Genomic DNA, 19319 nt, shown 5'->3' on the forward strand with positions numbered 1-19319 from the left:
GCGTTCATCTCCTTTGGACAGCCTTCACAAAGGCGTCGAAGGTTGCCAGTGGGTCACCGACAGCGTCGATGAGGCCGATTTTCAAGGCGTCACCCGCTTCGTAGATATCCGCTTCAGTCGCAAGCGCGGATGCTTTTGTGATACGGCCGGAGCGGCCTTTACCTACAACTTCAGCAAATTTTTGCCGCATCACTTCGGCCTGCCCACGCCAGCGCTCAGCCAGATCGGCAGACAGAGGCTCGTACGGGTTTCCGTCTGCCTTTTTTCCTCCGGCACGAATGATGGTTACTTTTATCCCGGAATCGTCCAGCGCCTTGGAATAGTCGGCATGCAACATGATGACGCCGATAGAACCGGCTCCGCCAAACTCCGGCATCACGACAGAACGAGCCTGCGAGGCCAGCAAATAACCCGCAGAATAAGCGAAATCTGTCAGGATCGAAATGGTTGGCTTTTCCTTCGATAGAAGAGCCATAGCCGACGCAACCTCGAAAGCCCCATTCACCTGGCCGCCATAGCTATCGACCTCGAACACGATGCCTCTGACATCAGGACTTCGGCGCGCCATAGCGATCTGGGCAAGTAAACCCTGATAGCTCGTCTGCCCCGAGTTAGCGCCGATCCATCCGCCTTTATGTACAAGCGTGCCTTCGATCGGAATAATCGCCACACCCTGATAAAGATCAAATGGCAGCAAATTTGCGCCCGTGTAGGCCCTCTCAAGGCGGTTACCCACCTTGCCAGCCAAGGGCCGCCCGTTTTCTCCCGCCACATGGCCGACAGCGTCGCCGGGGTTGGAAATTACAACAGTATCACCCGCTATCCGGCTGCCAAGTCCATGCAAAAAAGCTTCAGCTTTTCTGGCGTCGTACATCAGCGGCGTATTAAACACCTGCTGGGCGATGTGGGCATAGCTCAGGCTCATGGCTTTTCTCAATCCTAAAATTTAAGCCGCCAACGACGCGACGGGCGGCAACCGGTTGTCTTCGCTTGGCAGGCCGCCTGCAGGCGGACGAGTTCCCTATCGATATCAGCGATGCTGGACGACGCGACCTTTACCCGCTGCTGCATAACGGGAGAGCGAATTTCACTCTCTTCGATTTGTTCCCCTGCAAGACGCTTCGCTTTCGCCGCGGCAAGCGCCGCATAGAGAGCACACGGGTCTTCCACATCCACCACAACGCCCGCAATCTTCACGGTATTCATGTGGTCGCGCCTTCCTTTTGCGTCGTTTCAGTTGCCGCCTTCGAACCGTAGCCACGTTCAAACGGGCTCCGCATACCGGCGTTCACATAACGCTCGTGCCACATGAGCCGACTCTCAAAGACTTCCTCGGGATCGTCTCCGAGTTCGGCACATTCCCGTTCCAACGTTCCCGTGCCGTTGGCGATACGCTCGCTGGATGCCTTTGCGCGCTTCTCGTCGTCGGCAGTCGGCTTCGACGGCCCCTGGCAGATCGCCCAAAGGATTTCCTCCCGAAATTTACGGAAGACATCATACCCACCCTTGAACGGTATCCGTCCCTCGCCGATTTCTTCATCCAGCCACCCCGCGTAGGGAACCAGAACATGCGGCGCTGCAATGCGGTCGGTACGTCTTTGAGCAATAGGCCAGAGAGCCGAGTTTTCCATGTTCGTGCTGGCATAGGTGGCATTAGTGTAGTCCAAGGTGTATCCACCATATGACATGCCGAGCGCCCGCGCCGTTTCACGATGGAGCGAGGCCATGAAACTTTGGGACTCCTTCCCAGGCGTCGAAATCGACTTAAATTCAAGATCTTCACCCGGAGCGAGGTGGGAAACGCCTGCTCCAGCACCGAGACGGATTTCCGATTCCGCGGCTCGGTCCAACTGAGCCTTGAAGTATTGCGCAAAGTCAGACGCGATATCCTCGACATCGGTGGCGCCGCTTTCCTTCATGCTTTCCAGCGCCTCGAATGCTTCCGCGCTCGGCTTGTCGCTTTTTAGGATAGCGGCGTAAATCGTCTGAAGAAAATGGACCTGAGCCATGGCATCATCGGTGTTCTCCGCCATCAGGTATTTCCTGAATGTCGTGGCGAGAGGCGACAGACCGCGAACATCGTCCGAAGAGAACGGATCGAATGCGTGCATGACGAGTTGTCGTCCGTCGGCATCCCGGGCGGCATAGTCGATCTTCGTCGTCATGCCATCGCGACGTTCCTGAAATCGGTAATGCGTTGGCCGTCCATAGGCATCATGGATGACCCCTTGGTACATCCCTTCGATTTCGTTGGTGTCCTGCACCAATTTCTGCGGGGAAACGAGCAGAAACTTTGTGCCTGTTCTGGTTCCCGGCAACCTTTGTGCTTCCGGCAGGTAGGACACGATTCCCGTGCTTTCCCCGAACGCAAGCCAATGTCTCAGACCAACATCGGTCTGCTGCGGAATTGTGAATTTCGCACGAAAATCGCATTCCAGCGGGTTCCATGCCCATACCTTGAACCGCCCCTTTACCATCCGCGTCCAAGCGACCGCTTCTTTACGGTCGTAACCGAATTTCGTCAGGTCTGGGCGCGGGTTCAATTGCAGCTCGACGCCAACCGTATCGGCAAGGATCTGGTCAGCCGCGCCGCGCAACCGTCCCGAATTCTGGAGCATATCCATGGCAAGAGCTGCGGCTCGCCACCAGACACGGCGGATTTCATCACGATGCTCTCTCAGCGATGCAGGACGGGAAGCTATGATGCCGGATTGTGTGTCGCGAAGGTACCCGGCCCGATAACGGGACGGATTTCCGGCAGGAACAGCAACACTGCCAGCCTTTACCCGTACCCGCATCTTTTCGGTCATCTTCTCTTCGCCCACCTGTTTTCGACTGGCTTTTTTACTGGCGCAGGTGGCGAGACCGGAGCTTCCTCCGGCGATACCCTCTCTGCTACTTGCTGGCTTTCCGGCGACAAGAGATCGACGGGGGTTGCCGGTTCATGTTTCGCGCGCAGCGCCGCCCACTGGCTTTTTGTCAGGCGAGAGATACCGAGGTGCTCGGCCATCGCCATCGCGTAGATGCGGCAATCGAGAAAGTGGTTATGCTCGCGACGAGGCATCCACTCTTCGTGCAGTTTGCCCTTCACCATCTTCTGGCTGAAGTATTCCGCAGTCAGCTGCTGAAAATACTCCTCGCCCAGCTCCATATGGAAATGGCAATAACCTGGTGGATCTGTCGCTTCGCCCGAACGCAAACCGGTTTTATGAAGGTTTCCGTAGAACTCCGCTTTCAACGCCCAGGTGCCAACCGGCCATGACATAGCCGAACCGTGCCTCTTGCGTTTGCCGCGCTTGTTTACCGATTTACGCACCGGCGGGCTGATCGCGGCGACGCCACGTCCGGGCATACCCTTAATCGCATACGCATTCGGACGCCGGCGGCACCATTCTAGAACCTGTGTAGGCCGATAACCGCTATCGACGGCCAACGCCTCGATCTTGCGCAGAACACCATGGCTATCAGGAAACTCCTGTTCGCAGAATTCATCGAGGAGGAGCCACGCTCCGGCTTGCGGATTATCCGTCGCACCCTCAAAGAACTCGGCGAAAACATTCCAGCTCTGGCGATCTTCTGCGAAGACAACGCCCTCACAGTAAATGCCGTAGGATTGCACGTCCGCGCCAGCAACAAATAACAATCCACCGGCTGGAATTGTGCCGGCGAGGTATTCCTCCCGCCGCTCCATAAGGCGCTTGTGATCAGGAGCATTGCCCTTCATCCGATACGGCAACCCGCAGATCAGGTTGCTGTAGTCCTTCGCGCCGGCCTCACCCTTACCCTCGCACTTGAGTTTGTCTTCAGCAATATCGCCATACGACATCATCAACGACATGAAGGCATCGACATGAAAGCCGGGATGCCTGTCTGGTCCGGCGAAAGTCGGGATGTAGCGACCTTCGCGCACAGCGAGGACGCGCTCCATCTCGGAAATATGGTGCTCGCAATGCTGGCACTGCATGACCGTTCTATGCAGGTGGACCCTATCAATTATGAGATAAGCGTCTCGCTGAACCTGCTCGTTGCCGCATTCCGGGCAACGTATGTGCCAGAACCTCTGATCCGATCGGCGAAAATCGCGATCGATACGGCAATGCCCCGGCCCCTCGCCTAAAGCATGGCCACTATCAAGCTCTGGCGTTGAAAGGCCAAAAATTTTGTAAGTCTTCTGGCGACGAAACGCCGTGAAACGTCCGAAGAAAAGGTTCTCCGGGTCGGCGCCATTCGGCAAAGCCTGCCATTTTGACACTTCATCCTTCACGCCGAAGCGCGTCGTCTTGGCCGAAAGGTCCATGACGGTGTTGGCGTTAGCGAGATAAAGTGTTCCGCCCGGAAACTTCTTTTCGTAAGTGGTCGAACCGACACCCGAGCGGCTGGTCGTTGGCTGAATAACCTGTTTTTTCGTGTGCCGCTGCCACGCATCGATCAGAGGCTGAAGCTTCCCGGAGTTGATATCCTGCAAGGCGTCAAGACCGGGCACGCCGTAAATAGAATTGTCAGGGCAGTTCTCGGCGATATAGAGCATCCAAGCAAGAGCAAGGATGGAAACGCCGGTCTGCTGTGATTTGCGAACCGTGACTTCCGTGCAGGGATGCTCCTGACTGAGACACTGAGCGATCTCGACCAGGTAAGGAGCGTCTTCCGCAGACCATAGTTCACCCTTCTTCGGCCCATCAACCAGCACGATGTTTTTTGCTAGCCATCTGTCGAATGGGACCGGAGGCTGGAGCCTGATGGCACGCGCCAGGGCGGATGATACCGCTCGTATAGCACCAGGATGAACAGTCACGCGTCTTCGTCCTCAATCAGCGGGTCGCTCTCAGGCGATCTTTCTGCAATCTGCTCCAGCTTGTCGGCAACCTCGTTGCTCATCTCGAATGCGATCTGGCGAAGAAGGGACCGAACACCGTGCACACCCTCCTTGGAAACCGCCAGCGCCAGCGCATCGGCCCTGTTCGGTAACCGTTTGATGATCGCCTGAATTTCACCGCCAGCCTTGACCACACCCGCGATTACCCTGTCCTTGCGAAGAAGCTCGTCGCAATCTTCCTGATGGCGGATTTTCTCGCGGCCAAGCTTCAGCCATTCGTTCTGCCGCTTGGCTTCCTCGAAACTATCCTCGTTACGCATTGGAAATTCCGCATCACTGCGCGGTGCTGCTGGATCTTCTGGCAACCGCAAAGGCGCGGAAGCCTTGGCAGGGTTCACGAAGCGCTGGCGATAATGGTCATAGTGCGCAAGCGATACCGCAAGAACCTGACCCTGCGCTCCGCGATTGATCGGCGTATCCGGTCGATCTTCTGACAGTTTCTTGACGGTCTTGGAGACAGCAGCCTTTGAAACACCGTCCCGCGCAGCAATCTGCGCGACAGACCACATCACATCGCTCATCGTTAACCCGTTCGTTAACCCATGCGTTAACGCCGTTAACCCCGTTAACCCAAATTTTTCAACTGTTTGACTGGCGGCTTTTCGGGGTCGTCCCGGCCCGCAGGGGGAGAAATCCCGGTACGGTCCCTTGACCCGGGGGTGGGTGCCTTCGGCCGCCTGCCCCCTCCCGGTCATGAAAGGCATGCTGTTTGCCGCCATTACAGCGGCGGGTGCATGGCAGCCTCCATCGTTGGCAACAAAAAACCCGCGCCGGACGATCCGAAGCGGGTTTCCAATCTTTTTTACTGTCCTCAAGATATGTCAAGCAACTGCCGCACTTCAACACGTAGACCGCAAATAAATACCGTTTATAATCAAACGCTTACGAATTTATCTGCATTTTTTCTTATGCGCATCCACGGCGCGTAGTCCGGAGAGAAGGGTTCGACATCGTAGAAACTCAGCTGATTTGCCAGTGATTTGCGGAGGCAAACCAGCGCATCCTGCCAAAGCTTCCATTCCATTCGGCTAATGATCTCACTGCGGATCGGCTCGGCAAGTTCCATTTTTCGATACGCTCCACGCATCGGCCGCTTCCGTTTCCGGTCGTAACCGTCCACCTCAAACTCGTAGGAACGTCCAAAGCCATCCTTTGCAGATTTCGAGATGAACCATGCCGGTTGCCCACGACGCTCTACGATCCGTTCTTCCGGTTTTTCAGCAAACCAGTCCGGTCCGCGACCGAGAATGGCCGAACATATGACAAGGTTGGCCGCCCGACGACCGTTGGCGCGATCACCTCGCAGCCGAAATGCCTCGATCTCAGACCGTACGGCTTCCGAGACCAAGCCATAATCGTCAGCCCAATCAGTGAATGGTGCCCAGTCATCAGCAATAACGAAACGATGATCCGCAAGATCTCGAACCGCATCTGCAACAGCCAGTGCATCAAGATGCGGCTCCAAGGTGATTGCAGATGATGCAGCCATGACGTTGCGCGACCGGTCGATGATGGCTCCCAACTCCAGCATTTCCATGATCATCGTAAAGTTCGATGAAGACGAGCTCGGGCCACCAGCTTCAGCGATATCCCGCACGCAAAGCTCCTGCACAAAAGCCCACTGCAACAGTTTTTCGATACCGATTTTCATTCCTTTGACCCTTTCTGGGTGTTTTTGGACATGTAGGACAGGAAATATATTCAGTTTGGACAGCAAGAAGGACAGGTAGAGTTAAAATTCCTCAATGATTTCAATGATCGGACAGCAAGGACAGATAGTTCATAAGTTTATGTGATGCGAGACATTCTATTTTTTCGCCATATATCCCGATGGGAATTTGACGTGCGCGAGCGCATGCACATCATGGAAAACCTGAAAATTGCTGTCCTAGCTGTCCAACCTGCGCAAGCTATTGAAAGACATATTCTTTCTCGCTTTGATCGCGCCGCGCTTACTGTCCGCGCCGCATTGCTTGCTGTCCTAGCTGTCCACCCCGGACCCTTCGTATGGACAGGCAAGGCAGACAGATGGCTGTATGTCCTGTGTGTACGGCGAAGGGTCCGGGTGTCAAGCATCAAAAGCTCTCGGGGAAAGGTTCATCATCTGAAAAGCGACCTTCAGGCGGACTGCCTATGTCCGGCTTTCCGGCAAACTCTTCCCGAACGCGAATACCGATATATGCGGTGCCATTTGACCGTATTCGCTGAAATTGGTGCATGAAACCGTCGGGACCTTTCCAACTCTTCCGGGTTTGGTCGGGCAGTCTCCGCGTAAACGTTGCCTGTCTGATGTCCGCCAAGCCCTCGCGTTTAGCGTATCGCACATACCCATTGTAAAGGTTTTCCGGACTTTCGCGGTCACTGTCGGCGCCAGTGACATGGCACGCATTGCGCAGGAATGCGCCGATAGGATCACTCTCTTCCCGATATTCGGCCGTCGCCGCTCGGACGCCGTCAGGGACGCGCAATCCAAACTGGAGGTATTCAAGCGCCCCCTTGACCATCCACGCAAAGATGCCATCTCGCTCCGTAGCCAGGAGCTTTTCCTTGAGGGTCTTATCAACCTCATCTTCCGGAATTTGTATTTCCCACGGCACCAGGTGAACACGACGCCATATACCGTCAGAGTCATCCTTGATGATGGGCTTATGGTTGCCGGAAAGAATGATCTTGAACTGCGGGATGAGTTCAAAAAAATCCTGATGCAAGCGTCGGACCGCGATCGGTTCCCCGCCCGTCAGCGTCTTTATCAATGCGTCCTTCAGATGCACGCCCATTTCTGGCTCGCTGGCCGCCACGAGGCGAGCACCGGGCAAGCGGGCGAGGTCGGGTGTCGCTTCTGCTCCGCCCCGCTTGCTGTCACCAGCGAAACTATCGATCGACATTGATACGGCATAGTCGCCAAGGATCTCGACCATAATGTCGACGAAGGTGGATTTTCCGTTTCTGCCGGCTCCATAAAAGAACAGCAGGCATTGTTCACCGGTAAGGCCGAGCAGGCAGTATCCAAGATATCGCTGCAGAAACGCCCGGTAATCAACATTCGGCATGACACGCTGCAGAAACTGGTGGAACATCGGCGCGCCAGCGTCCTGCGAAAAACGCGCTTCGCACAGCTTTGAGATAAGATCGGCCGAGCGGTGCGGGTCGACCCTTATCTGCCACTTTCCAGTATCCCCAACCTCTGAGCAGAAGAACCTTAACGTGCCATTTTCACAGTTTAGCGCGAGCAGATCCTTGTTGAGGTCCAATACCTCCAGAGAGCAATATGGCGCGGCCTCCTGAAGCATATTGTTGATTTTCGAAGTACCTGCCGCCTGCTTGGCGTGAGCGTGTCGTGACGAAATGCGACCGGACCGGTCTTTCTCAACCTTGTCCATTTTCTCGACATCCTTTTGCAGCCTCTCATATTCGGCCAGCTTTGCGGCGTCCCAATCCTTTGCCGCTTTACCTAATTTCTTCAGTTCTTCTCGCGCGATCTTACCGGCCGCGATCTTGGCCTGTTCCTCCTCACTGCAATCCAACCGCACAGCCTCGTCATCAATGAATTCCGCCGTGCGGTGTGCGAGCCGACGAACAACGGAACCGGACGCATCCTCGAGCCAGCGCTTTCCATCGTAGCCATGCCAACCGACGTGGGTGACGTGACGGATCATTTCCCCGAAGCGAATAAGAAGCCGATTCGCATTGCCGATGTCCGTTTCCGGCTGCTCGGAGCATTCTTCGAGAATCTCCTCGTCAGAAAGGACAAGGACATCTTCTGCCGGCTCAGGCTCTGCCACCGGCAAAGGGTCCGGGTTTGCGGAATACATGCGCCGTTGCTGCGCAGCCGTCGCCATCATGCGCGCGACATCTTCAGGAACGCCGCCATTTGTCTTCTTGTCTTTGTCCTTCATCTGCGGCGCTCCAGGCGCGTCAGACGCTTTTCGGGTATTCTCATGTGTCAATCCCCTGCTGCATGTTGGCAAACAAGCTGGCGAAATCCTCGCCCTCCGGTGGCCAAAATGGTGTGATGATGCGATGCGGCGCCGACAGACGCGTAACTGTCCGCGCTATGGCCGACGCCGTGAAAACGTGCTCGCTGTCGCCGTCAACGAGTATGAAGAGGTCGATGACATGATCTGGCACCTGCACGGCATCCGTGGGTGTCTGATCTGGCTTTGGAACGGGACCCTGAATTTTTTGAAATTGCCCGTTACCGACCTTTATTGTCGGGTGCAAAAAGGAAGATCGCGGATCGGCCGGGCCAGCAAGATTGCCGAGATCGCCCGTCGCAGCATAGAATGTATCAGCCCGCCAACGTTCGGCGCCTGCATAGGCGCATACCGTCTCGATACCTTCACCCAGCACCCATCGCACCGCTCGCGACGCGCCAAAAACTGGGATCATCGACCCTTTTTTCGTACCGCGCATCTTCTTGGTGGTGACGGGATTTTTGTCCTTATCCAGGATGACTGTGCCGTCTTCATCGCGGATCAACGGCCGATATTTCGGGGCATTACCCAAATCAATCCATGTTTCATGGCATCCCGTCAGACTGCCGTCGGCAGCTACGAAAGGCGCGATCATGGCTGGCCCCATATGCGGACTGGCTGCCCTGCCCATCTCATCCTTGCCATGCCAGTAGGAATGCGCCGGCGCAAAGCGAATATGATCGAGAATGCCCGGATGTGGTTCAAAACCTGTACGCAGCCGGAGATACTGAAATAGCTCCGAGGCATAGGAAAATCCTGAGGAGCGCAAATCTTGCGCATTGCCATAAATGCCCCGCGCCTTGCTGACCTCGATATCGCGGAACCGGTTTTCGCCCGCTTCCTTCTCGCGGTTTTTCCGCTCGTTATCAGCCTTCAGCTGGGCGATGCGTTCAAGCCGTTCTGCCCGCTGTTCATCAGTTTCGCGCTCGCCACCTTCGGGAATATCTTCGTTGAGTGCGGCGGCGCACGCTTCCAGGAAGCCTACCATGTCACGCAGATCGAGATTGTGGAAATGCGCCATAAGGGCGATGCCGTCACGCCCTCCGCCACAGTTGCGGCAATTAAAGACGTTCTTGACACCATTTATGGAAAACCGGTCTTTGCCGCCGCAGCGCGGGCAGGCGCCGATATGCTCCTTGCGGCCCAGTTTGATGTTAAGCCGCTCTGCAGCCTCGCTTACTGATACGTTACGAGCCCGTTCAACAAACTCTTCAATGATGGGATCAGACATGCGACAGCCTCACACCAGCAGTGGCTGCACGGAGCCGTCGGAGAAAACAGACGCCATTGGCGTGTCCGCGACAGGTTCGTCACCATCCCAACCCTGCGGCCAGGTTTCGGCCGATATGAGTTCGCGAATGCGGCTCTCTTCCTCTTCATTGAGGATATCTATCTTTGGCCGCCCCAGACGCTCCGCTTCGACATTGATTTCAGCCTGAATACCAAGAACCCGGGCAAGCCCCATCAGTCGGGCATCGAATGTCAACGGTCCCATGCGTTGGGGATTAGCGGCGATAGCGCCGTTTTTCAGCCTTTCGACACCAGGTTTACGTAGCCGGTTATGAGGCAAACGCAACTCGCGATACAGCGGCTTCAAGCCCAGCAGGGGAGAAAGATAAGACCACTCCGGCATGGCGACGATCGTCATCAATGCCAAATCTTTCGACGCAAGAGGGCAGCCGGCACAACCGGTTCTGGCGTTCTTCTCCTCCGCCTCATCGCCACCGTAAGCGTCCGCAATCGCAGACGTGGCCCAGCCGCCGTACTCAGGCAGAGGCGCATAAAATCTCAACCAGTCCCAGACATTGCACACGCGCCAATGCAGAAGAGGGGCAAGGGTTGCTATGCGACCGCGGATGCCTTTCGCCTGCGGCAATACCTGCTGATACCAGCCCTGCCCGCATTCTGCTCCATCCTTGCCACACGACATGACAATACGTTGGTCACGGATCGCACTTTCACCTTGCCGGACACCTGTGATCATCAGGATATTTCCATCAATCTCGTTAATCCGGCGCTCCAAAGCCTCCGTCATAGGATCGATCTTTATCTGACGGGTGCACCAGCGGAGGGTGTTGTTATTTGGCGGAGGAACACCGCGGCCGAGGATGTAAACAAGGAACCTCTTATCGAGCGGTGCCCGGACAACCTCGCACCGGATACCCCTTTCAGCCATCTGCAACATGATCCGCTCAGCAGCAATCGCCAGTGGCGGCAACTCCTGGCGCGTGTCGGCATAAAAAACCGAAAGCGACTTCGGCTGTGCCAGCTGTCCAGTGTCCAACAGATGGAGGATAAGCGTCAGGGTCGCACTGCTGTCTTTCCCTCCGGACCAAGCTATGCCCCAGTGGTCATGGTCCGGGCCATATGCCTGCATGGATTGAAGAGTAAGCTCAACCGCATCGTCATAGACGAGGCGTTTTGAGCCTTCAAACAACGTTGGCTGCATCATGCCGCCACCTGCACGGCAACGAGATGATTACAATTCGCGCCTATTAGCGCTTCGGCCACAGGCGGGCTAACACTGTTCCCGACACAGGAGACCTGCACGGATTTCGGAAACGCTATCCACGTTTCCTTGCCGTCTTCCGACACCCAGACACCATCGATCTGATAATCGCCGGGGAAACCTTGCGCATTAAACAGTTCGCGCGGCGTAAGCATCCGCATGCCGATATCGACGATGACGAAGGTGTGCCCGTCGATTTCGAGGGTTACGAACTCGCGCTCATCCCAGAACCCGTGCACCCGCATGAAGGCAGCGACCTCGCGGGCGCGGGCCGCCTGCGCTTCCGTAAAGGGCGCCACATCAAGTGCTGCCTCGACATGGCCGTGCCGGTCTTTCGTGGTGATGGTGCGCGCCGGCTGATTTTCTTCGCCGCCATCACCCGTGCCGTAATAGGCCTGAAGGAATGGCGTTACCAGCTGCGACTTACCAGCACCATCAGCCATCACCGTCGCAGACGGACGGTCGATCTCGTGGCCGGTTGAGGTGCCGAATTGCCTCGCAACGAAGGCGGAGACAACGCCTTGCTGTGATCCGCTTTGCGTTGCGGTGGACATCGGCGCATCGGCAGGCCTGCCCGGATTGACGCCACCTTCGCGGCGACTGTCGTTATTGTGTTGGGCGACAAAGGCAACGGCGGCAGCGTGCTTGATGCCGCCAGCAACGACCGTTCCCAAAGGCTTGTCGATATCGAGGCATCGCGGAGATTGCCCATCCCGCTCGCCGTATCCCGTCTGGATCAGCGTTGGCACGATGACGCTGTTCTGATCCTTCTTGCTGGCCGTGATCGTATGGTGAGGATCTTCGACGGATCGATTGGACCCGCCATGTTGCGCGGCAGTGAGGACAGGTGCGACAAGGGAGAGGCCGGCGCCACCGGCGGTGATCGTATGCGTCGGCTCGTCAGCGCCATTAAAGGGCTTGCCGGCGTTGCGCATCGTCATCAGGTGCGGAGCGATCATGCCGAGCGGCGCTGCACCACCTGGCCTCTTGATATAGCTGTTCGCTGTAACGGTCGGCGCGGGCTCGCGCATGTCGCTGCCGGTTGCGCCAGTGTTGAAACGAATGACCGATGGCGCGACCACCGCATGCCGGTTCTCGCAAGGGATCGTCGATATCGGCTCAGACAGTTCCCGCGTCCGTTCCGCCCTCAGGTCGCCATGTCCGTAATAGCTGACCATGTGCGGGAGAACGACAGCCTTCTCACCACGGTTCGCCCCGGTCACCGTCTTGACAGGTTCATCGATATCCTCGCAGCGCGCACCATGCGTCAGGTTGACGATGAAAGGCCGCTCAGCATCGAGAACGTAGCGCTTCATGCCGCGCGCCACGCGAGCCATAGTATTGTCCGCCAGAGGCCTGATAGCCTTCAGACCATGCTTCTCGGCGATATCGGTCGAGCTATCGAAGATCGACGGGCACGGGATCGACCAGTCGATGCATTCCGCAGCGGTGCGCCATGGCAGTTTACGACCAGCAATAACGTCCGCATCATCGGGCGCGCCGTGCGTCGGTTGCGGCCAGACGATCTTTTGGCCATCGAAACGGATGATGACGAAAAGGCGCTTGCGGATCGTCGGTGCGCCATAATCGCAGGCGCGCAATTCCCGTTTTTCCAGCTTGCCGCCGAGGCGGCGAAGCTTCTTGCACCATTGCTGGAAGGTTTCCCCTTTCCGCTCCGGATCCGGCATCAATCCCCGGTCGGTCTGTACAAGTGGTCCCCAGGTCGCAAATTCCTCGACGTTCTCCATGATGATGACGTCGATCTTGCCGCCGCTTTTCTGGACACGCTCAACCCAGAACGGAATGACATGGGCGAGGTCTCGGATATTCCGCTCGACCGGCTTGCCACCCTTGGCCTTGCTGAAGTGCTTGCAATCGGGGGAGAACCAGGCAAGGCCGATGTGCTGGCCCGCCACATAGTCCAGCGGATCGACCTTGTAGATGTTTTCCGAGATGTGCAGCGTGTCGGGATGATTGGCAGCATGCAGGGCAAGGGCCTGCGGATTGTGATTGATGGCAAGGTCAGGTGAGCGGCCTAGCGCCAACTCAATTCCTGTGGAGGCGCCTCCGCCCCCCGCAAAGCTATCGACGATCAGCGGTAGGCCGTGGTTCCAACGGTTTTTAATCGAAAATTGCGGAGGCGGTGCGAGGTGATCAAGTAAGCTTTCAGCGTACATTGAGCGCTCCTTTTTCGGCCAACTGCTCAGATGCCGTCCGAGCAAAAAGAACGCATGGCGGAGACTGAAAAACTATCTCCATCGGAGAGCGCTCAATGTTTGTCAGATCCGCGACATCGCGCGGATGGTTGGCTGCATGTAGCGCCAACGGTTGAAGATCATGATTGACGTACGTGAAAAGATCGTTGGACGGCGTTTTGGCAAGCATTGGAAAACTCCGGTTGGCGAAGATCGGAAAGTTCAGCGTCACTTGCGATCCGCAGGCGCCCGCTGAGGAGGAATGCGTCCACGACCGTGCTCAGTTCTCGGCCGCTTTGGGTCGCAAACCAGCTGTCGCGCTCCGACAGTGCGATGAATGGTGTGCCGCGCGACCACCCGCGCAGGTGATGCGCCTTGGTGACCGACCGGATTTCATCGATGTTCGAAAGATGGATGCCGAAAGCATCAAGCGTCTTGCGGCACTCATAGAGGGTGGGCGCTATCACCAGCACGATGCGTGGGCGCCGGGTGGCAAGACGGCTCAACATCAGCCATCCCCTTTGGTAGCAGTAGAGACATCGCGAGGATCAATCGCCTCGGCAACGACTGCACCAACCTTGGTCAACTCGTAAGGCTGGATGAAACCTTGCTCCGCAACGCCTATGGGACGGACTAGGCCCTTCGCCTGCAGGTCTTTCAGGGCGTGCACGCCGTAGTTATGCCGAAGGCCTGTTTCGTCCTCGATCTGACCGCGCCGCCAGTGCGTCCGTCCGACCTTGGGTATCTTCGCAAGCACGCGGCAAGCATAAAGGTCGAGACCTTCCACGATCTCGTCGACCTGGCGAGGCGTGATGCGTTCGCCGCTATGGCGCGCGGTCTGCATCCGTTCCGGCATACAATACTTGTGGCGCTGCGCCAGATGTTCCGCGAGTACCATGGCCGAGATGCCGCAGAGCTGGAGGATGCGGCGGGCGGAATATCCCGCATCCGTCAGCATGCGGCATAGATCCGAGCGCATATGAGTTGGCAAACCATCGAACTTTTCAGGGGTCAAATCGAACGCACTGGGTGCGGCCGGATGTTTTCCCTGCACGGCATAATCCTTGAAAACCGTCACCATCGTCATGCGTAATTCCCCTGTCGTTCATGGTCTTGTGAATGTTGGGCGAGCAGCTTCCGCTCGTATTCGAGCCTCTTGTCGAGCCAGACCTCGATCTTGTCCCTGAGAGCTTCGTGGTCGTAAAAGAGGCCGCCGCGGAGACGGCGTTCGAACCACACCTGTTCAGCCGTAGACCGGCCGCCGGCTGCAAAATGCGTGAGGACGCTCTTCCCGTTTGGAATTTCCTCAATCTCGATGATGGAAGTGACGACCTGCACCCAGTCAGGAAGAGACGCAACGCGGCAGTAAAAAAACCGCTGTGCCGCCTGCTCCGCCCGATCCGTGACGATGTAGAGAGAGACCGGGTCGCTCACTCTGCAGCCTCCAACGTATCGAAAAGGCTTGGCATGTCTTTTTCACGGGCCATGGCCTCGACGTATTTGCAGCCATCGAGGAAGTATCCGGCGTTAAGTTCCGTCGCGACGGCTTTTCGCTCCAGCTTGATCGCTCGATAAGGCACGGTCATCAAGCCACCGAACGGATCGAACACCGTCTCACCCGGTTCGGAATACTGGGCGATGGCTCTATCGACGATGTCGAACTGAAGCGGGCAAAGGTGCATTTCCTTACCCGCCGCAGCCTGCAGCGTGTTCATCGAAAGCATGCGGGTGATATCGGTCCAGGTGCCATCATCCGTCGAGTGGGGCGGCAAAAGCATGAAGGTTGAGGGCAGCATGCCCCGCTCTTCCAGATGCTCGGCGATTTTTACGTGGTGCTCAAAATCATAGACTATCTCGAGAGAGTAGCGCTTCCACAGTTTGAAGATCTGGTGATGCTCCAAACCCGCCAATTCTCCGGTCGAGAGCAGACGATTGCCCGAGCTCGGCATGTATCCATGGGCGTCAAGCTGCCAACGGGCGCGGCTGTATCCCCCAGGATTGTCCCAATGACCCTGCTTCCATTCGCGTTTCTGTTTTTTGACAGGAGTATCGGCATATCCATTCGAACTATCGGACGGAGGCTTACGGAAGATCAGCAGATATTCCGGCAGGCCGTTGCCCATGCGGCTGCCGTCCTTGCATTGCTCAGACCATCCCAGCCGATACGTCTGGTTGTTTTCCCGGACAACATCCGTGGTGATCGTCTTGCGAGAGAGGAACGCGAACCCGTGCCGCTTGAACCGGGCGATGCAATCGTCGGAAAACGGGTAAACGGTTTGAAAGCCCAGACCCGTCATACCACCGGGAACGATGCGATCCTTCACATGGATTGCGGCGACACGTCCCGGCGCCAGGACCCGCAGCAATTCGGGTATGAGGAAATCCATCTGCTGCCAGAAATGCTCATTGTCTTCGGTATGACCGAAGTCGGCATAGTTCGGCGAATACTCGTATTGGGTGGAAAACGGGATCGACGTGACGATCAGGTCAACGCTATTGGAGCCCATCTTCTGGCACTCCATCACGCAATCATTGTTGACCAGCCGATAGCCCGGGCCGGAGACTTCGATCCGCTCAACGCCCATGGCGCGCGTGAGGGTTTCAGCCATCGCCGCGGACGACAGGCCATATTTGCGAATGATATCTGTCATGATTGCCATCTGCTCCACGTGGCGACGCCATTTGGCTTCGAGGTTGTCGCGCACCGGACGTTCCGCTTCGGTGTAGATGAGGTCGATGCGAACTTTGTGCGTCTGGAGAAAGCGCTGGATACGGTGAACCGCCTGGATGAAGTCATTGAACTTGTGACCAATGCCGAGGAAGATTGCCCACCAGCAATGACGCTGGAAATTGCAGCCCGAGCCGAGCATGACGGGCTTAGCTGCAATTTCGCGAATGCGGCCATGCGAGAAACCGACGATCGACTGTTCACGATCGTCGAGGTCCTGCGCGCCATAGACGCTGACAACGTCGGGTATGGCAGCCTCGATCGCCAGCCGCTCAGCCTCAAGATCGTGCCAGATAATGCGGTGTGCGCCGGGATCTTCGGCGCGCAGTTCCATCATCCTGGTAATGCGGATACCGAGGCTGTCGCGCTTCTCCCTTGCGGTGTCGGAAAGAGACGCTGCAGCATTACGCAGAAGGCGCCCCTGCCCGCTCTTTTCGGTACCGGCCGATGCGTGATCGGCGGGCAACTCATGCCAGCGCACCTCAATTTCCGGTAGCTCGTAACCTTCGTCAGAGCATCCGAGATCGGATGGCTTCTGGACAAACAGTCCCCAGCTTGCAACCCACAGCCAGAACTCGTGCTCCTTGTGCGGATGGATGGAGAGCGTGTCCGCCTTTTCCGAATTGCGCTTGAAAAACCGCGTTTTGGCCTGCCCGACATCCATGACTTCGAGGAAGGCGGAATAGGCCAGCAGTTCTACATACTGGTTTGGCGACGGTGTCGCCGTGGCGAGGAACTTGAACCGGATGCCATCAAACAGCCGCATGAACTCGCGGAATATCTTTGTCCCTCCGAACCCACGAAGGCAGGCAGCCTCGTCGAGCGACGCGACAGTGAACAGGCGGGGGTCAAGTTTCCCCTCGCGTACCGTCTCATAGTTCGTCATGTAAAGGCCAGCCTCGCCGGCTTCACCAATCGACCGGATGAAGGTGAGCGACGGAACGCGCTCGGGATGGCCGTCCTGCCAGGCATGAAGTTCGGCACGCTGCGCATCGGTGATACGAGGATGGATGCCGGTAACCAGCAATTCGCAGTCTTGCCGAAACTCTTGGCGAACCCCGAGAGGCAGCACCAGAAGCCCGCGCCCGCCGAACCGGGCAATGACAATGCGAAGAATTTCAATCTGGATCACGCTCTTGCCAAGCCCGAAGGCAGCGAAGATGGCCCGCCGCCCGCCTCGGCAGGCCCAGATGATGATCAGCTTCTGGTGAGGCTGGAGAATCGGATTGATCTCGTCAGCCGAGACTTCGAAACCACCCTCCTGGGCGATTGCGACTTTCGATGCGAGGAACTGATTATAATCGCGGAGCATCAATCTCGCTCCCCGATATGAGCGATTGCAGCCTTGATGGCAGCCAAGCAATCTTCCGCCGACGCACCATCGCTCCAGCGCTTTACCTGTCGACGGATTTCTTTCAGCTGGGCCTTTCGGCTTTCACCGACACGCTGGCGGAGACGATCACGATCGGCTTTCGATTTGCAGAGAGGCGGCGTCATCGCGTCGCCCTCCGCGCCAGGCGTTCCGAGAATACGAGCGCTTGCCCGTGCACTTCGGATGACATGAAAAATCCCGGCTCACGACGGACGAGCGAGCGCATCGGCATATTCGTCAGCAGTGTGCCGAAACTCATTTCGCGAAATTGCTGGCTAACGGCATGCGCGCGGGTTTCCAGCAACAATTGCCAGCCGACGTTCTGGCGTCGAAACTCGGGTTCGACAAAAAGCATATCAAGCCACAGCAGACCCGGCTCAGGCTCGTAGAAGACAGAAACACCGAGCCGCATAAAACCGTCCTGCGTCGCGCGGCGTGCGATCAACGCGGTTTCATGGCCCGTCAAAGATCTGCGGGTCGCGGGGATGGCGCCTTCCGTCTGGCCGCGCTCCATGCATTTCTGCGCATATACCAGCGTATCGTCTTCGCAGGGTTTCAGGAGGAAATTCATTGCTCCCCTCCCTTGACAACGCGGAGGCCAACTATCTCACCGCCGCGCGCGGCAACGACGGCCAAAGCCTGGCGGAATTTCGCCGTCGCCTGCTCAATCTCGTTCGAAATACGATCCATCTGCCGGCTTTCAGCCACACTGAAAAAACCGTCGGAAGAAGCAGCGGCGCTGCTCGACATGAGTTCCCCAACCTTGGCGATCAGTGCTGCCTTTGCCTGCTGGACGCAGATGTCGGCCTGACGATCAAGATCGGGATCCGATAGCCGACGGCCCGAAAGCTCTGCCATGGCAGAAGTCACGACCGGAACGCCACAGTCATCTTCGAGCGCATGCACAGCCGAAAGCGGCATCAACTCTGGATCAGCGGCATTATTCATGCGCCCGATGTGGCTTTTGGAGATGGAAGATATCTCGGCCGCGCGCTCGATGCCGCCGACGAGTTTGATCAGGTCACGCTGTGCGGACTTGATGCGGTGAAACCATGCGTCTTGGAACATGACAAAGCCTTTCCCGCGCTGGGAAATTTCCCTGCGTTTTCCCGTGGTGGGAATGAATTGAAAATGTGAGGTTCAGTGCGTCAGCAGATCACGGGGGATCACATGACGGAGACTTTCTTTTTTCAGCGCCGGAGGGCAGAACAGCATGCAACAGTCCGCTATCAACCTGGGGCAACTCATGACCGATATTCCCGCCGACGACGGCAGCCAGATCACGGGACGCATCTTCGCGCTGGAGATCATTCTCCGGCAACTTCTGGAGACGCACCCCGATATCGAAAACTTTCTGAACGAGACGGATGCACGCCTCGATCGACAGGAAGCCGCGCTTTTGAAGGCCGCCCCCAGCGAGGAGAAGTACATCGTCAACATGCTCGAAGGCGGGCGAATGACGGTGGACGAATTCCGCTTCCAGCTTGTCGGGCGGCGCACTCGGCGGTAGCCGGCACGGAAACCGCACGAGCAGACGCTCCGGAAGCAGTATCGCCGTTTCGGCAAGCGGTTTCGTCGAGGACCGGTCGCGACCGTAGCCCGACAGACGGAAAAAGGCGCATGACAGCCGGGACCCCCCAACCGTCATGCGCCAGCGTACTCCCGGGA

Annotated in this window: 17 protein-coding genes; 1 reads left to right on the forward strand and 16 read right to left on the reverse strand. The window is 57.1% G+C overall.

The window, feature by feature from the left end; all coding sequences use genetic code 11:
- Nucleotides 1–4: 4 nt before the first annotated feature.
- The 16 genes from CFBP4996_RS18165 to CFBP4996_RS18240 form a co-directional block, all read right to left on the reverse strand.
- Complete coding sequence (locus CFBP4996_RS18165) at nucleotides 5–925, reverse strand: S49 family peptidase (RefSeq protein ID WP_080854298.1); 921 nt, start codon at nucleotides 923–925, stop codon at nucleotides 5–7.
- Nucleotides 926–939: 14 nt separating this feature from the next.
- The gene (locus CFBP4996_RS18170) at nucleotides 940–1206 is read right to left on the reverse strand and encodes a hypothetical protein (RefSeq protein WP_080838196.1); all 267 of its coding nucleotides are present in this window, start codon (nucleotides 1204–1206) and stop codon (nucleotides 940–942) included.
- Nucleotides 1203–2810, reverse strand: coding sequence for a phage portal protein (locus CFBP4996_RS18175; RefSeq protein WP_080854867.1), 1608 nt, complete (start codon nucleotides 2808–2810; stop codon nucleotides 1203–1205). Before CFBP4996_RS18175 ends, CFBP4996_RS18170 begins: the two co-directional genes overlap by 4 nt.
- Nucleotides 2807–4792, reverse strand: coding sequence for a terminase gpA endonuclease subunit (locus tag CFBP4996_RS18180; protein WP_080854297.1), 1986 nt, complete (start codon nucleotides 4790–4792; stop codon nucleotides 2807–2809). The genes CFBP4996_RS18175 and CFBP4996_RS18180 overlap by 4 nt, the downstream gene beginning before the upstream one ends.
- On the reverse strand, nucleotides 4789–5577 hold the full coding sequence (locus CFBP4996_RS18185; protein WP_233283568.1) for a hypothetical protein: 789 nt from the start codon (nucleotides 5575–5577) through the stop codon (nucleotides 4789–4791). Before CFBP4996_RS18185 ends, CFBP4996_RS18180 begins: the two co-directional genes overlap by 4 nt.
- 170 nt (nucleotides 5578–5747) lie before the next feature.
- Nucleotides 5748–6524: a hypothetical protein gene (locus CFBP4996_RS18190; RefSeq protein WP_080854295.1), complete on the reverse strand. Its 777-nt coding sequence runs from the start codon at nucleotides 6522–6524 to the stop codon at nucleotides 5748–5750.
- A gap of 424 nt (nucleotides 6525–6948) precedes the next feature.
- Nucleotides 6949–8769 carry a DNA primase family protein gene (locus CFBP4996_RS18195; protein WP_080854294.1) on the reverse strand — a complete coding sequence of 607 codons (1821 nt, stop codon included), beginning with the start codon at nucleotides 8767–8769 and terminating at the stop codon, nucleotides 6949–6951.
- 40 nt (nucleotides 8770–8809) lie between these two features.
- The gene (locus tag CFBP4996_RS18200) at nucleotides 8810–10078 is read right to left on the reverse strand and encodes a DUF7146 domain-containing protein (protein ID WP_080854293.1); all 1269 of its coding nucleotides are present in this window, start codon (nucleotides 10076–10078) and stop codon (nucleotides 8810–8812) included.
- A 9-nt stretch (nucleotides 10079–10087) separates the two neighbouring features.
- The gene (locus tag CFBP4996_RS18205) at nucleotides 10088–11299 is read right to left on the reverse strand and encodes a phosphoadenosine phosphosulfate reductase domain-containing protein (RefSeq protein ID WP_080838219.1); all 1212 of its coding nucleotides are present in this window, start codon (nucleotides 11297–11299) and stop codon (nucleotides 10088–10090) included.
- Nucleotides 11296–13482 (reverse strand): DNA cytosine methyltransferase, encoded by a 2187-nt coding sequence (locus tag CFBP4996_RS18210; protein WP_269831167.1) that lies wholly within the window; start codon nucleotides 13480–13482, stop codon nucleotides 11296–11298. Before CFBP4996_RS18210 ends, CFBP4996_RS18205 begins: the two co-directional genes overlap by 4 nt.
- Before the next feature lie 209 nt (nucleotides 13483–13691).
- A complete protein-coding gene (locus tag CFBP4996_RS18215; RefSeq protein ID WP_080854291.1) occupies nucleotides 13692–14060 on the reverse strand; it encodes a hypothetical protein in 369 nt (122 codons plus the stop codon).
- Complete coding sequence (locus CFBP4996_RS18220; RefSeq protein ID WP_080854290.1) at nucleotides 14060–14638, reverse strand: hypothetical protein; 579 nt, start codon at nucleotides 14636–14638, stop codon at nucleotides 14060–14062. The genes CFBP4996_RS18215 and CFBP4996_RS18220 overlap by 1 nt, the downstream gene beginning before the upstream one ends.
- Nucleotides 14635–14985 (reverse strand): hypothetical protein, encoded by a 351-nt coding sequence (locus tag CFBP4996_RS18225; protein WP_080854289.1) that lies wholly within the window; start codon nucleotides 14983–14985, stop codon nucleotides 14635–14637. Before CFBP4996_RS18225 ends, CFBP4996_RS18220 begins: the two co-directional genes overlap by 4 nt.
- Nucleotides 14982–17642 (reverse strand): DNA methyltransferase, encoded by a 2661-nt coding sequence (locus CFBP4996_RS18230; RefSeq protein ID WP_245310961.1) that lies wholly within the window; start codon nucleotides 17640–17642, stop codon nucleotides 14982–14984. The genes CFBP4996_RS18225 and CFBP4996_RS18230 overlap by 4 nt, the downstream gene beginning before the upstream one ends.
- A 130-nt stretch (nucleotides 17643–17772) precedes the next feature.
- Entirely contained in the window at nucleotides 17773–18165 is a 393-nt protein-coding gene (locus CFBP4996_RS18235; protein WP_162936071.1) for a GNAT family N-acetyltransferase, read from the reverse strand.
- A gap of 53 nt (nucleotides 18166–18218) precedes the next feature.
- The gene (locus CFBP4996_RS18240; protein WP_080838244.1) at nucleotides 18219–18719 is read right to left on the reverse strand and encodes a hypothetical protein; all 501 of its coding nucleotides are present in this window, start codon (nucleotides 18717–18719) and stop codon (nucleotides 18219–18221) included.
- Nucleotides 18720–18864: 145 nt separating this feature from the next.
- Here CFBP4996_RS18240 and CFBP4996_RS18245 point away from each other — a divergent pair, with 145 nt between their 5' ends.
- Nucleotides 18865–19161: a hypothetical protein gene (locus tag CFBP4996_RS18245; protein ID WP_080854285.1), complete on the forward strand. Its 297-nt coding sequence runs from the start codon at nucleotides 18865–18867 to the stop codon at nucleotides 19159–19161.
- Nucleotides 19162–19319 lie beyond the last annotated feature (158 nt).

Origin of the sequence: Agrobacterium leguminum (assembly GCF_005144435.2) — a bacterium.
GTDB classification, from domain to species: Bacteria; Pseudomonadota; Alphaproteobacteria; order Rhizobiales; family Rhizobiaceae; genus Agrobacterium; species Agrobacterium leguminum.

What these genes read in the sequence shown, in the direction of transcription:
- CFBP4996_RS18205 (WP_080838219.1), bottom strand. Translation starts at nt 11,299, where the DNA reads ATGATGCAGCCAACGTTGTTTGAAGGCTCAAAACGCCTCGTCTATGAC.
- CFBP4996_RS18220 (WP_080854290.1), bottom strand. Translation starts at nt 14,638, where the DNA reads ATGACGATGGTGACGGTTTTCAAGGATTATGCCGTGCAGGGAAAACAT.
- CFBP4996_RS18175 (WP_080854867.1), bottom strand. Translation starts at nt 2,810, where the DNA reads ATGACCGAAAAGATGCGGGTACGGGTAAAGGCTGGCAGTGTTGCTGTT.
- CFBP4996_RS18240 (WP_080838244.1), bottom strand. Translation starts at nt 18,719, where the DNA reads ATGTTCCAAGACGCATGGTTTCACCGCATCAAGTCCGCACAGCGTGAC.
- CFBP4996_RS18165 (WP_080854298.1), bottom strand. Translation starts at nt 925, where the DNA reads ATGAGCCTGAGCTATGCCCACATCGCCCAGCAGGTGTTTAATACGCCG.
- CFBP4996_RS18190 (WP_080854295.1), bottom strand. Translation starts at nt 6,524, where the DNA reads ATGAAAATCGGTATCGAAAAACTGTTGCAGTGGGCTTTTGTGCAGGAG.
- CFBP4996_RS18200 (WP_080854293.1), bottom strand. Translation starts at nt 10,078, where the DNA reads ATGTCTGATCCCATCATTGAAGAGTTTGTTGAACGGGCTCGTAACGTA.
- CFBP4996_RS18185 (WP_233283568.1), bottom strand. Translation starts at nt 5,577, where the DNA reads ATGCCTTTCATGACCGGGAGGGGGCAGGCGGCCGAAGGCACCCACCCC.
- CFBP4996_RS18195 (WP_080854294.1), bottom strand. Translation starts at nt 8,769, where the DNA reads ATGAAGGACAAAGACAAGAAGACAAATGGCGGCGTTCCTGAAGATGTC.
- CFBP4996_RS18235 (WP_162936071.1), bottom strand. Translation starts at nt 18,165, where the DNA reads ATGGAGCGCGGCCAGACGGAAGGCGCCATCCCCGCGACCCGCAGATCT.
- CFBP4996_RS18170 (WP_080838196.1), bottom strand. Translation starts at nt 1,206, where the DNA reads ATGAATACCGTGAAGATTGCGGGCGTTGTGGTGGATGTGGAAGACCCG.
- CFBP4996_RS18245 (WP_080854285.1), top strand. Translation starts at nt 18,865, where the DNA reads ATGCAACAGTCCGCTATCAACCTGGGGCAACTCATGACCGATATTCCC.
- CFBP4996_RS18215 (WP_080854291.1), bottom strand. Translation starts at nt 14,060, where the DNA reads ATGTTGAGCCGTCTTGCCACCCGGCGCCCACGCATCGTGCTGGTGATA.